Annotated in this window: 12 protein-coding genes; 4 read left to right on the forward strand and 8 right to left on the reverse strand. The window is 64.9% G+C overall.

The window, feature by feature from the left end:
- Nucleotides 1-230 precede the first annotated feature (230 nt).
- A complete protein-coding gene (locus ACQKPS_RS12425) occupies nucleotides 231-551 on the forward strand; it encodes a transcriptional regulator (protein ID WP_427604272.1) in 321 nt (106 codons plus the stop codon).
- On the forward strand, nucleotides 538-852 hold the full coding sequence (locus tag ACQKPS_RS12430) for a helix-turn-helix domain-containing protein (RefSeq protein WP_427604274.1): 315 nt from the start codon (nucleotides 538-540) through the stop codon (nucleotides 850-852). The genes ACQKPS_RS12425 and ACQKPS_RS12430 overlap by 14 nt, the downstream gene beginning before the upstream one ends.
- Before the next feature lie 75 nt (nucleotides 853-927).
- Here ACQKPS_RS12430 and ACQKPS_RS12435 read toward each other — a convergent pair whose 3' ends face one another.
- Complete coding sequence (locus ACQKPS_RS12435) at nucleotides 928-1,092, reverse strand: hypothetical protein (RefSeq protein ID WP_427604276.1); 165 nt, start codon at nucleotides 1,090-1,092, stop codon at nucleotides 928-930.
- Between the two features lie 47 nt (nucleotides 1,093-1,139).
- Nucleotides 1,140-2,420: a Y-family DNA polymerase gene (locus ACQKPS_RS12440; protein WP_427604278.1), complete on the reverse strand. Its 1,281-nt coding sequence runs from the start codon at nucleotides 2,418-2,420 to the stop codon at nucleotides 1,140-1,142.
- Nucleotides 2,421-2,557: 137 nt separating this feature from the next.
- Between ACQKPS_RS12440 and ACQKPS_RS12445 the strand changes: the two genes are divergently transcribed.
- Nucleotides 2,558-3,760, forward strand: a complete 1,203-nt coding sequence (locus ACQKPS_RS12445; RefSeq protein ID WP_427604280.1) for an MFS transporter — start codon at nucleotides 2,558-2,560, stop codon at nucleotides 3,758-3,760.
- Here ACQKPS_RS12445 and ACQKPS_RS12450 read toward each other — a convergent pair.
- Nucleotides 3,757-4,185 (reverse strand): LexA family protein, encoded by a 429-nt coding sequence (locus tag ACQKPS_RS12450; RefSeq protein WP_254480702.1) that lies wholly within the window; start codon nucleotides 4,183-4,185, stop codon nucleotides 3,757-3,759. The two genes, ACQKPS_RS12445 and ACQKPS_RS12450, sit on opposite strands and share 4 nt — an antisense overlap.
- 102 nt (nucleotides 4,186-4,287) lie before the next feature.
- Here ACQKPS_RS12450 and ACQKPS_RS12455 point away from each other — a divergent pair, with 102 nt between their 5' ends.
- Entirely contained in the window at nucleotides 4,288-4,992 is a 705-nt protein-coding gene (locus ACQKPS_RS12455; protein ID WP_427604282.1) for an SOS response-associated peptidase family protein, read from the forward strand.
- Between the two features lie 59 nt (nucleotides 4,993-5,051).
- Here ACQKPS_RS12455 and ACQKPS_RS12460 read toward each other — a convergent pair whose 3' ends face one another.
- From ACQKPS_RS12460 to ACQKPS_RS12480, 5 genes are all read right to left on the reverse strand, one after another.
- Nucleotides 5,052-6,857 carry an ABC transporter ATP-binding protein/permease gene (locus tag ACQKPS_RS12460; protein WP_427604283.1) on the reverse strand — a complete coding sequence of 602 codons (1,806 nt, stop codon included), beginning with the start codon at nucleotides 6,855-6,857 and terminating at the stop codon, nucleotides 5,052-5,054.
- A gap of 137 nt (nucleotides 6,858-6,994) precedes the next feature.
- A complete protein-coding gene (locus ACQKPS_RS12465) occupies nucleotides 6,995-7,198 on the reverse strand; it encodes a formate dehydrogenase subunit delta (RefSeq protein ID WP_054883529.1) in 204 nt (67 codons plus the stop codon).
- On the reverse strand, nucleotides 7,195-10,065 hold the full coding sequence (gene fdhF, locus ACQKPS_RS12470; protein ID WP_427604285.1) for a formate dehydrogenase subunit alpha: 2,871 nt from the start codon (nucleotides 10,063-10,065) through the stop codon (nucleotides 7,195-7,197). The genes ACQKPS_RS12465 and fdhF overlap by 4 nt, the downstream gene beginning before the upstream one ends.
- On the reverse strand, nucleotides 10,062-11,621 hold the full coding sequence (locus tag ACQKPS_RS12475; RefSeq protein WP_254480706.1) for a formate dehydrogenase beta subunit: 1,560 nt from the start codon (nucleotides 11,619-11,621) through the stop codon (nucleotides 10,062-10,064). Before ACQKPS_RS12475 ends, fdhF begins: the two co-directional genes overlap by 4 nt.
- A complete protein-coding gene (locus ACQKPS_RS12480) occupies nucleotides 11,615-12,097 on the reverse strand; it encodes a formate dehydrogenase subunit gamma (RefSeq protein WP_254480707.1) in 483 nt (160 codons plus the stop codon). The genes ACQKPS_RS12475 and ACQKPS_RS12480 overlap by 7 nt, the downstream gene beginning before the upstream one ends.
- Nucleotides 12,098-12,110 lie beyond the last annotated feature (13 nt).

A 12,110-nucleotide genomic window follows, 5' to 3' on the forward strand; every position in this document is an offset into this window, starting at 1 on the left:
GGGGGTTCTTACTATATCTTGGGGGGGTTTTGTCGGTGGGTGGGGGGCGGTGTTGGCCCGTGGGGGGGTGTTGTTGGGGTTTTTTTATTTTTATAGCGCGGGGGGCGGCTGCCCCCCCCCCGGCGATATCGAACCAAACCACCCTCTTGGCAACCCCTCGATACAACCTCCCGCTTCTTGATCTCAGGTAGGCAAAGCAAATACCTACGTCAAAGACGTAGGTATGCAGTATGCTGACGATCATTGAAGCGCCACTATTCACCAGGCAATGGCCCAGCTATTGGACAGAGGATGAGCACGGGGCATTCATGTCCTATCTGGCCAACGACCCTGACGCAGGTGCAGTGATTCCCGGCTCAGGCGGATGCCGCAAGGTACGCTGGAGCCTGGACGGCAAAAGCAAGCGAGGCGCCGTCCGTGTCATCTACACCGCTCAGCTGGCCAATGGCGCTCTGGTTGCTCTGCTGATCTATTGCAAGAGCGCCACCGAGAACATACCCGCGCACGTGCTGCGCAAGATTGCGAAGGAGCTTGATCATGCCCCTGACTGAAAAAGAACTGATGCTTCGGGATGCTACTCGCAACATCGGTGAAGAACTGCTGGAATCCATCCGCGATGTGAAGGCTGGTCGCTATGGCGCTGTGCATCAAGTAGAAGTGACCGAAGCAGCGGAAGCCCGGAGCAGAACTGGACTCTCCCAGATCAAATTTGCGGAGCTACTGGGCGTCTCGGTGCGTACGCTTCAAGAATGGGAGCAAGGTCGGCGCATGCCATCTGGGGCGGCCCGGTCTCTTCTGCACATTGCGGCTTCTCGCCCGGATGTGTTTCGCGAGGTTCTTCAGACACCCTAATTGGCTTGCGCCCCTCGCCTCACCAACCCCTACAACACCAGAACGGGCCGCGTCTGCGGCCCTATCAACAATCACCTATCCCTGTTCCAGACCTTGGAGCACAGCCTCAGCCAACGCCAGGCCCTTTTCCAGCGAGTTCTCCGTTGCAATCAGCAAGCTGCGCATCGGCTCTTTCGCCTTTTCCAATGCCAGCGCATTGGTTTCGAAGGCGGCATTCAGCGCTGCGAAGGCACAGACCATTGCGTCTTCTCCATCTCCAGTCTCGAGTCACTTCATCATTGAGATAGCTAGCACCGTGCCGGAATGGTCCAAAGCTGCTCATACATAGTGGTATACCCTCCACTCATCAACTCCCGCCGCATCGCCCACTGCGGTGCTGCCGGCACCGCCGCACTGCGCAGCGTCCCCCTCCCCCAACGCCCGTTGACGCCATCGATCACCTGCATCACCCGCTCGGCCTTCACGCTCTGCGTCGGCGTAAACAGGTCAGCGGTCACCTCCCCGCGCTGGCACAACTCCATCAGCAACACCTCGGCCTTGCTGTAGCGAAACCCCTCGCGATACACCCGCTCCACCGCTTCCAGCGCCATGCGTGTCAGCAACCGCTCGTCATCGGTCGGGTACGGCAGCTGCACCACCACGCCGTTGGCGTAGCGCGGTTCATCGGGGTTGAACATGCCAGTGCGGATACTCACCCGCATCCGCTGCGCCAACGAGCGCTGCTTGCGCAATTTTTCCGCCGCACGCATCACGTAGGTGGCCACGGCTTCCTTGAGTGGCGCAAGGTCGGTCAGGCGCTGGCCGAACATGCGGCTGCAGCAGATTTCCTGGCGTGGCGGGTCGACCTCCTCCAGTTGCAGGCAAGGCGTGCCGGCCAGTTCGCGGGCGGTCTTTTCCACCACCACGCTGAAGGTCTTGCGCAGCAGGCCGGGGTTGGCGCGGGACAGGTCCCAGGCAGTGCGGATGCCCATCGCTTGCAGGTGTGCCGTAAGCCGTTTGCCGATGCCCCAGACTTCCGACACATCGCACTTTTTCAACACCCACTCGCGCTTTACCGGATCACGCAGATCGACCACCCAGCCGCTGTGCACCGACCAGCGCTTGGCCGCGTGGTTGGCCAGCTTGGCCAGGGTCTTGGTGCCGGCGATACCGACCCCCACCGGGATGCCGGTGTGCTTGAACACCCTGGCGCGGATGTCACGGCCGAGGCGGTCCAGATCGCCGGGCATACCGGACAGGTCAGCGAAGGCTTCGTCGATGGAGTACACCTCCAGCGCCGGGACCATGCCCTCGATGACCGTCATCACCCGCTGGCTCATGTCCCCGTACAGCGCATAGTTGGAGGAAAACGCCACCACACCATGCCGACGCAACAGGTCCTTCACCTGGAAGTACGGTTGGCCCATTTTCACCAAAGGTTTGGCCTCGGCGCTGCGAGCGACGACGCAGCCGTCGTTGTTGCTGAGCACGACGATGGGCGTACGCTGCAGGTCCGGGCGAAACACCCGCTCGCAGCTGGCGTAGAAACTGTTGCAATCGATCAGGGCAAAAACAGGGGTGGGCTTCATTGGTAAGCATCAACAATACTGTATTTATATACAGTCAATCACAACGCGACGCCCATGCCTCCAGCCACTCATCCGATTTGCATCCTGCGCACGCAGTCCTACAGTTTCGAACTGTGACAACCCCATCGAGGCTCCCGATGCACAGTGCCGAAAAGTCCGAACAAGGCAGCACCGCCAAGGCCCTGCCGAAGATCCCTCGCAGCGTCTGGGCGCTGGGCTTCGTGTCGATGTTCATGGACATCTCCTCGGAAATGATCCACGCCCTGCTACCGCTGTACATGGTCACCGTGCTCGGTACGTCAGTGATCGCCGTTGGCTTCATCGAGGGTATCGCCGAGGCCACCGCGTCGATCACCAAGGTGTTTTCCGGCGCACTCAGCGACCGCCTCGGCAAGCGTAAGCTGCTGACCGTGCTGGGCTATGGCCTGGGCGCGCTGACAAAGCCGGTGTTCCCGCTGGCCTCCGGCCTGGAGTGGCTGACCGCGGCGCGCTTCGTCGACCGCATCGGCAAGGGCATCCGCGGCGCCCCGCGCGATGCGCTGGTCGCCGACGTGACGCCGGCCGAACTGCGTGGCGCGGCATTCGGCCTGCGCCAGACGCTGGACACCGTGGGGGCTTTTCTCGGCCCGTTGCTGGCGATCGGGCTGATGTGGCTGACGGCGAGCCATTTCCAGACGGTGTTCTGGGTAGCGGTGATCCCGGCGTTCGTCGCCGTGTACATTCTCGTCGCCTTCGTCCGTGAGCCCGGGACGGCGCCCGGCGCACGGCCGGTGCGCTCGCCGCTGGCATGGCATGAACTGGCGCGCCTGGGCCCGGCCTACTGGCGCCTGACCGGCCTGGCCATGCTGTTCACCCTGGCCCGTTTCAGCGAGGCTTTCCTGCTGCTGCGCGCTCAGGATATGGGCCTGGCGCCGTTGTGGGCACCTGCGGTGCTGGTGCTCATGGCCCTGGCCTATTCGCTGTCGGCCTACCCGGCCGGCGCGCTGTCAGACCGCGTCGGCCGCCGTGGCGTGCTGATGACAGGGCTGGGCCTGTTGATTGCCGCTGACCTGTTGCTGGCCCTGTTGCCAGGCTGGGCCGGGCTGGCGCTCGGGGTCGCCGCCTGGGGGCTGCACCTGGGGTTCACCCAGGGCATCTTCGCCGCGCTGATCGCCGACCGTGCGCCGGCCAGCCTGCGCGGCACCGCGTTCGGCCTGTTCAACCTGCTGACCGGGGTTGCACTGCTGGGCGCCAGTGTGGTGGCCGGGCTGCTGTGGGATGGCGCCGGGTTCCAGGCAACCTTCCTGGTCGGGGCGGGCTTTGCCGGCGCCACCCTCGTCGGAGTGATACTGCTGCGCTAAGCCGGGTCATGGCTGCGCACACTGAAGGTCACCACGCCCCAGATCATGAAGTCGTCACCCTCCATGATGTAGCGTGGCGCATAGCGCGGGTTTTCCGAGCGCAGCAGCACTTGCCCGGCGACATGCTGCAGCCGCTTGCACAGCGGCTCGCCGTTGACCGCAGCAATCACGATATGGCCATGGCGCGCCTCGATCGAACGGTCGACGAGCACCAGGTCGCCATCAAAGATGCCGGCACCTTGCATGCTGTCGCCGTCTATCCTGACCAGATAGATGTGCGGTGCGCGCAGGTTGAGCAGCTCATCCAGCGAAATGGGCTGCTCCATGTGGTCGGCAGCAGGTGACGGAAAGCCCGCCGGGACACGGAACAGATAGCGCGGCACGGCAACACTGCCGCCGGTGATGGGACCCAGGATGAAAGTCATGCGACGGCCTTTATGTTTAGCTGTATGCATATACAGTAAACGCCGTAGCAGGTATCCGGTCAATTTCGCCGTAGGATATTTCGACAAGTGGGGGTAGATGCCATGTGTGGACGCTTCGCCCAGTACCAGGGCCTGGCCGACTACCTGCGTGAGCTGGACGCCGAACAGGACGTGATCAGCGGGTACGACAACGTGCCGATCGGCCGCTACAACGTCGCCCCCGGCAGCCGCGTGCTGATCCTGCATCATGCCACCGATGGCCTGCGCATCGACCCCTGTCATTGGGGTTGGGCGCCGTTCTGGGCCACGGGCAAGCGGCCGGCACCGATCAACGCGCGGGTCGAGACGGTGACCTCCGGCAAGTTCTTCAAGGCCCTGTGGCCGCAAGGGCGGGCTTTGGTGATGGCTGACGGCTGGTACGAGTGGGTGGCTGACCCGCATGACCCCAAGCGTAAACAACCCTATTTCATTCGCCTGAAGAACCAGGCCCCGATGTTCATGGCGGCGCTTGCCGAGGTGCGTGCCGGGCACGAGCCTAACGAAGGCGATGGCTTCGTGATCATCACCGCCGCCAGCGATGCGGGGATGGTCGATATCCACGACCGCCGGCCCCTGGTGCTGAGCCCGGAGCATGCGCGGGCCTGGATTGATCCCGAGGTACCTGCCGGGGAGGCCGAGCGCCTGGCGCGGGAGCAGTGCCTGCCGGTGGAGGCGTTCGAGTGGTTTGCGGTGGGCAAGGAGGTGGGGAATGTGCGCAATGAAGGGGCTGAGCTGATCGTGATGCTGGATGCCGAGCATCAGCCCTGAAGTTTTTGTTGCCTGTGATGCCCTCTTCGCGGGTAAACCCGCGAAGAGGCCGGCACTGGTTAAGCCAGAACCTCCTGCTGGCGCAGCGACCAGCCGCCTTGCCCATCCACTTCCAGCCGATGGGTATGGAAGTCAGCCAACGTACTGCGGTGCCCCACGCTCACCAGCAAGGTCTCGGGCATCTCCTTGCGCAGCAACGCATACATCGCATGCTCCAGCCCTTCGTCCATCGCCGAGGTGGACTCGTCGAGGAACACCACCTGCGGCCGGTTGAACAGCACCCGGGCAAACGCCAGGCGTTGCTGCTCACCGACCGAGAGAATGTTCGACCAGTCGCAACTCACCGCCAGCCGCTCGGCCAGGTGCGCCAGGTTGACCTCGCGCAGGGCCTGCTGCATGCGCGCTTCATCCTCCGGCTGGCTGTCGGCCGGGTAGGCAATGGCGGTGCGCAGGTCGCCCAGCGGCAGGTAAGGCCGCTGCGACAGGAACAACGCCTGGGTCCCCAACGGCCGCCGGACTTCGCCCTCGGCATACGGCCACAGGCCGGCCAGGGCGCGCAGCAGAGTGGTCTTGCCACTGCCCGACGGCCCTTTGATCAGCAATGCCTGGCCGCCCTGCAGGCGCAGGTCGAGGTCGGCAATCAGCGCGTGCCCGTCCGGGCGCAGCACCTGCAGGCCAACGATATCCAGGGCGCGTGGCTGGTCTTCGGTCAACACCCGTGGCAGCGCACTGGCTTGGTCGTTGGCATTGAGGAAGCCGGTCAAACGGTCGAGGGTGGCGCGGTACTGGGCAAAGGTGTCGTAGGACTCACGGAAGAATGACAGCGAATCCTGCACCTGGCCGAACGCCTGGGAGGTCTGCATCACGTCACCGAGCTTGATCGCCCCGCTGAAAAAGCGTGGCGCCTGGAGGATGAACGGGAACACCACCGCCACCTGGCTGACGCCGAGGTTGAAACCGCTGAACTTCAGGTTCCGGAACACCAGCGCCCAGACGTTGACGATCAGTGCGCCGAAGCGCCCGAGCAAGGTTGCCCGTTCGACCGCAGCGCCCTGGTAGAAGGCAATGTTCTCGGCGTTCTCGCGCAGACGCATCAGCGCATAACGGAAGTTCGCCGTGAGTTTTTCATTGAGGAAATTCAGGCGGATCAACGGCCGGCCGAGGCGGAAGGCAATCCAGGTGGCGATCAGCACATAGATATACACCGCAAACACCATCGCCCGGGGTATCTCGTAGCCCGCCACCGTCAGCGGCGCCGACAGGCCCCAAAGGATGCCAGTGAAGGCCACCAGCGAAACCAGCGCGCTGACCGCGCCCAGGGCCAGCGAGACCGAATGGGTGACGAACGCGCTGACGTCCAGTTCGATACGCTGGTCGGGGTTGTCCACCGGCTCGGCGAGGAAACGGCCGCGGTAATAGGCATCGCCTTTCATCCAGTCGCCAGTCAAGCGCTCGGTCAGCCACACCCGCCACTGAATGCTGAACGCCTGGGTTACGTAGAAGGTGAACAGCGAACGCAGCACATGGATGGTGGCCAGCACCGCGAACACCCCCAGCAGGTACCAGAAGGCCGTCTGGTCGAGGGCCTGCAGGGCGCTGTAGAAGCCGTTGTACCAGAACGAGAACAGCACGTTCAGGCGCACCGAGAACAGCGTCAGCACCAGCAGCAGGCCGAACACCAGCAGCGGGCGCCAGCTGCGCCGGAAGGTGAAGTAGGGCCCCGCCAGCTGCCAGAACTGGCTGCCCCAGCGCGTGTAGCGCACGGCCAGGAAAGCAGCAGCGGTGAAGCCGATGAGGGTGATGAACGAGGCGATTGCAAGCCAGCTCAGGCTCTCTTGCAGGGCCTGGTGCCAGTTCATGTCCATAGAAGATATCCGTGACGAGGGTTTCCGCGAGCGTAGCATTGCGGCGGGATTCGTCTTGCATAAATGACGGACATTTCATTTTTTCTGTTCCGGCCTCTTCGCGGGCTCGCCCGCGAAGAGGCCGGAACAGGCAAGCGCTAGGCCAAGGCCTCCACCACCTTGGCATCCAGCCCTTCCTGCCCATGCTCGGCAATCCACTCCCCCAGCTGCCGGCGCATCGCCGGCGTCCAGAAGCTGTGCAGATGCTGCCTCACGCCCTGCACCGCCTGCGCCCGGTTTGGTTCGCTGTCGAAATAGTGGGCGATCTGGTTGGCCATCTTGACCAGGTTGTCACTGCTCATCGGCGCACCTCGGCTTTTTCCTGTGTGCGGCGCTCCTTGAGCAGACGCTGCTGTTCGTCACTGAAGTCCTGGTAGCGCTTCTGCCATTGCGACGGGTGGAACACCTTCACCACCTCCACCGCGGTGACCTTGTATTCCGGGCAATTGGTGGCCCAGTCGGAGTTGTCGGTGGTAATCACGTTGGCTCCGGACTCGGGGAAATGGAAGGTGGTGTACACCACCCCCGGGGCTACCCGCGTGCTGACCTTGGCACGCAGCACGGTCTGCCCCGCACGGCTGCCGATGCCGACCCAGTCGCCGTCCTGAATGCCACGGCTTTCAGCGTCGTCGGGGTGGATCTCCAGCCGGTCGGCATCGTGCCACGCGGTGTTGCTGGTGCGCCGGGTCTGGGCGCCGACGTTGTACTGGCTGAGGATGCGCCCGGTGGTCAGCAGCAGCGGGTAACGGCTGTTGACCCTCTCGTCGGTGGGCACATAACCGGTAAGCATGAAGCGCCCCTTGCCGCGCACGAACTGGTCGATGTGCATGGTCGGGGTGCCGTCCGGGGCGGCGTCGTTGCACGGCCATTGCAGGCTGCCATGGCGGTCGATCTCGGCATAGCTGACGCGGTGGAAGCTCGGGGTCAGGCGGGCGATCTCGTCCATGATCTCGGACGGGTGGCGGTAGTCCATCGGGTAACCCAGGGCATTGGCCAGGGCCACGGTAGCCTCCCAGTCGGCCTTGCCGGCGAGCGGTTCCATGACCTTGCGCACCCGCGAGATGCGCCGCTCGGCGTTGGTGAAGGTGCCGTCCTTCTCGAGGAACGAGCTGCCGGGCAGGAACACATGGGCGAACTTGGCCGTCTCGTTGAGGAAGATGTCCTGCACCACCACGCATTCCATGGCGCGCAGGGCGGCGGTGACATGCTGGGTGTTGGGGTCGCTCTGGGCAATGTCCTCGCCCTGGCAGTACAGCGCCTTGAAACTGCCATCGAGCGCCGCTTCGAACATGTTGGGAATACGCAGGCCCGGATCGGGTTGCAAGGTCACGCCCCACGCCTGCTCGAACTCGGCCCGCACCCCCTCGTTGGAGATATGCCGGTAGCCAGGCAGCTCGTGGGGGAACGACCCCATGTCGCAAGAGCCCTGCACGTTGTTCTGCCCGCGCAGCGGGTTCACCCCTACCCCTTCGCGGCCGATGTTACCGGTGGCCATGGCCAGGTTGGCGATGCCCATGACTGCGGTGCTGCCCTGGCTGTGTTCGGTCACCCCGAGGCCGTAGTAGATCGCCGCGTTGCCACCGGTGGCGTACAACCGGGCGGCCCGGCGGATCTGCTCGGCGGGCACGCCGCATACCGGCCCCAGGGCTTCCGGGGCATTTTCCGGCAGGCTGACGAAGTCACGCCAGCGGGCAAAGTCCTCGGTTTCACAGCGGGCGTCGATGAACGCCTGGGCCAGCAGGCCCTCGCTGACGATCACGTGGGCCAGGGCATTGAGCATGGCCACGTTGGTACCGGGGCGCAGCTGCAGGTGCAGTTCGGCACGGGCGTGGGGCGAGTCGACCAGGTCGATCCGCCGTGGGTCGATGACGATCAGCCGTGCGCCTTGGCGTAGCCGGCGCTTGAGCTGCGAGCCGAACACCGGGTGGGCGTCGGTGGGGTTGGCGCCGATCACCAGGATTACATCAGCCTGCATCACCGAATCGAAGCTCTGGGTACCGGCCGACTCACCCAGGGTCTGCTTCAGGCCATAGCCGGTCGGCGAATGGCAAACCCGGGCGCAGGTATCGACGTTGTTGTTGCCGAACGCCGTGCGCACCAGCTTTTGCACCAGGTAGGCTTCTTCGTTGGTGCAGCGGCTGGAAGTGATGCCGCCGATGGAATCGCGCCCGTACTTGAGCTGGATGCGGCGGAACTCGCTGGCGGCGTAGGTGACCGCCTCGTCCCAGCTGACTTCCTGCCACGGGTCTTCCAGGCGCTTGCGGATCATCGGCTTGGTGATGCGGTCGGGGTGGGTGGCATAGCCCCAGGCGAAGCGGCCCTTGACGCAGGCGTGGCCGTGGTTGGCGCCGCCGTTCTTGTCCGGGACCATACGCACCAGCTGGTCGCCCTTCATCTCGGCGCGGAACGAGCAGCCAACGCCACAATAGGCGCAGGTGGTGATCACCGCACGCTCGGGCTGGCCAAGCTGGACCAGGCTCTTCTCGGTAAGGGTCGCGGTCGGGCAGACCTGCACGCAGGCGCCACACGACACGCATTCGGAGGCCAGGAAGTTGTCGCCACCGGCTGCCGCTACCCGCGACTCGAAACCGCGCCCGGTGATGGTCAGGGCGAAGGTGCCCTGGATGTCTTCGCAGGCACGCACGCAGCGGCTGCAGACGATGCACTTGCTGGGTTCATAGTCGAAATACGGGTTGGAGGTGTCCTTCTTCTCGGCCAGGTGGTTGGCGCCGTCATAGCCGTAGCGCACTTCGCGCAGGCCGACCTGGCCGGCAACGGTCTGCAGTTCGCAGTTGCCGTTGGCCGAGCAGGTCAGGCAGTCCAGTGGGTGGTCGGAGATGTACAACTCCATCACGTTGCGGCGCAGGTCGGCCAGCCGCGGGGTTTGCGTGCGCACGACCATGCCTTCGCTGACCGGCGTGGTGCACGAGGCCGGGTAGCCACGCATGCCGTCGATTTCCACCATGCACATGCGGCACGAGCCGAAGGCTTCGAGGCTGTCGGTAGCGCAGAGCTTGGGGATGCTGGTGCCGAGCATGGCGGCGGCGCGCATCACCGAAGTGCCGGCCGGCACGCTGATGCTGCGGCCATCGATGTTCAGGCTGACCTGCACGTCGCTGTCGCGGGCCGGCGTGCCCAGGTCGGTCTCTGGATCGAAATAGTTGATCACTGTGCGGCCTCCGTGGTGGTCAGCCCGAAATCGGCGGGGAAGTACTTGAGGGCGCTGGCCACCGGATAGGCGGTCATGCCGCCCATGGCGCACAGCGAGCCGTATTGCATGGTGTCGCACAGGTCGCGCAGCAGCAGCGCCTGGTCATGGCGCTCGGTAAGGTCGCTGCTTGCAATCAGCCGGTCGACCACCTCCATGCCACGGGTCGAGCCGATCCGGCACGGGGTGCATTTGCCGCACGATTCCTCGGCGCAGAACTGCAGGGCGAAGCGCGCCATGCTGGCCATGTTCAGGGTATCGTCGGCCACCACCACGCCACCATGGCCGAGCATCGCGCCCATGGCGGCGAAGGCCTCGTAGTCCAGCGGCGTATCGAAGTGGCTGGGCGGTACCCAGGCGCCGAGCGGGCCGCCGACCTGGGCAGCCTTGAGCGGCCGACCGCTGGCAGTGCCGCCGCCGTAGCCTTCCACCAGTTCGCGCAGGGTCAGGCCGAAAGCGCGCTCCACCAGGCCACCGTGGCGGATGTTGCCAGCCAGCTGGAACGGCATGGTGCCCAGCGAGCGGCCCATGCCGAAATCGCGGTAGAACGCCGCGCCCTCGGCCAGGATGGTCGGCACCGAGGCCAGGGTAAGCACGTTGTGCACCAGGGTCGGCAGGCCGAACAGGCCTTCGAGCGCGGGTAGCGGCGGCTTGGCGCGGACGATGCCGCGCCTGCCTTCGATGGATTCGAGCAGCGCGGTTTCCTCACCGCAGATATAGGCACCGGCCCCCACCCGTACTTCCAGGTCGAACGCCTGGCCGCTGCCGGCCACGTCGCCGCCAAGGTAGCCGGCGTCGCGGGCAATGGCAAAGGCCTGGTTGAGCACACGAATGGCGTCGGGGTATTCCGAGCGCACATAGAGGTAGCCTTTGTCGGCCCCGACGGCGAGACCGGCGATGATCATGCCTTCGATCAGCAGGAACGGGTCGCCCTCCATCAGCATGCGGTCAGCGAAGGTGCCGGAATCGCCTTCATCGGCGTTACAGACCACGTACTTCTGCGCTGCACTGGCCTCGCGCACGGTGCGCCACTTGATGCCGGCCGGGAACGCCGCGCCGCCACGGCCGCGCAGGCCGGAGTCGAGCACGGTAGCGACCACGGCGGCGCCGTCCATCGCCACCGCCGTTTCCAGGCCCTTGAAACCGCCGTGGGCACGGTAGTCGTCCAGCGACAACGGGCGGGTGATGCCCGCGCGGGCGAACAGCAGGCGTTGCTGGGTTTTCAGGTAAGGGATTGCTTCGACCGGGCCCAGCGCCAGCGAATGGCCGCCGGGTACACCCGCCAGGGCGTCAAGCAGCGACGGCACGTCTGCCGGGCTGACCGGGCCGAAGCCCTGGCGCCCTTCGCTGCTTTCGCACTCCAGCAGCGGCTCCAGCCAATACAGGCCACGCGAACTGGTGCGTTGAATATCGACGGGCAACTGGCGACGCGCGGCCTCGGCCTGGATTGCATCGGCGACCTGATCGGCACCCACTGCGCGGGCGACCGAGTCACAGGGAATGAACACCTTCAGCATGTTTCACCCTCCAGGCAACCGTCCACCAACGCCCGCAGGCGCTCAGGGGTAAGCCGTGCATGCACCTGGCCATCCAGCTCCAGCGCCGGCGAACAGGCGCAAGCGCCCAGGCAGTACACCGGGCGCAGGCTGATGGCACCGTCGGCGCTGGTGCCATGGTCATCCAGCGCCAGCTGTTCACGCAGTTGCGCAGCCAGGGTTTCGCTGCCTCGGCTCTGGCACGATTCGGCGCGGCACAGGCGCAGGGTGTGACGGGCAGGCGGTGAGGTGCGGAAGTCGTGATAGAAGCTGATCACCCCGCGCACCTCGGCGAGGCTGAGGTTAAGGGCATGGGCGATTGCAGGAACAGCAGCTTCGGGGATGAAACCGACAGCGTCCTGGATGGCGTGAAGGATCGGCAACAGCGCGCCGGGAGCGTCCTTCTCGCGGGTCAGGATGTTCTGGATAACCGGCAGGTGAAGCAGTTCATCAGGCATACAGCGGACCTCG

Source organism: Pseudomonas sp. NPDC086566, from assembly GCF_050280885.1.
Lineage (GTDB): Bacteria > Pseudomonadota > Gammaproteobacteria > Pseudomonadales > Pseudomonadaceae > Aquipseudomonas > Aquipseudomonas vlassakiae.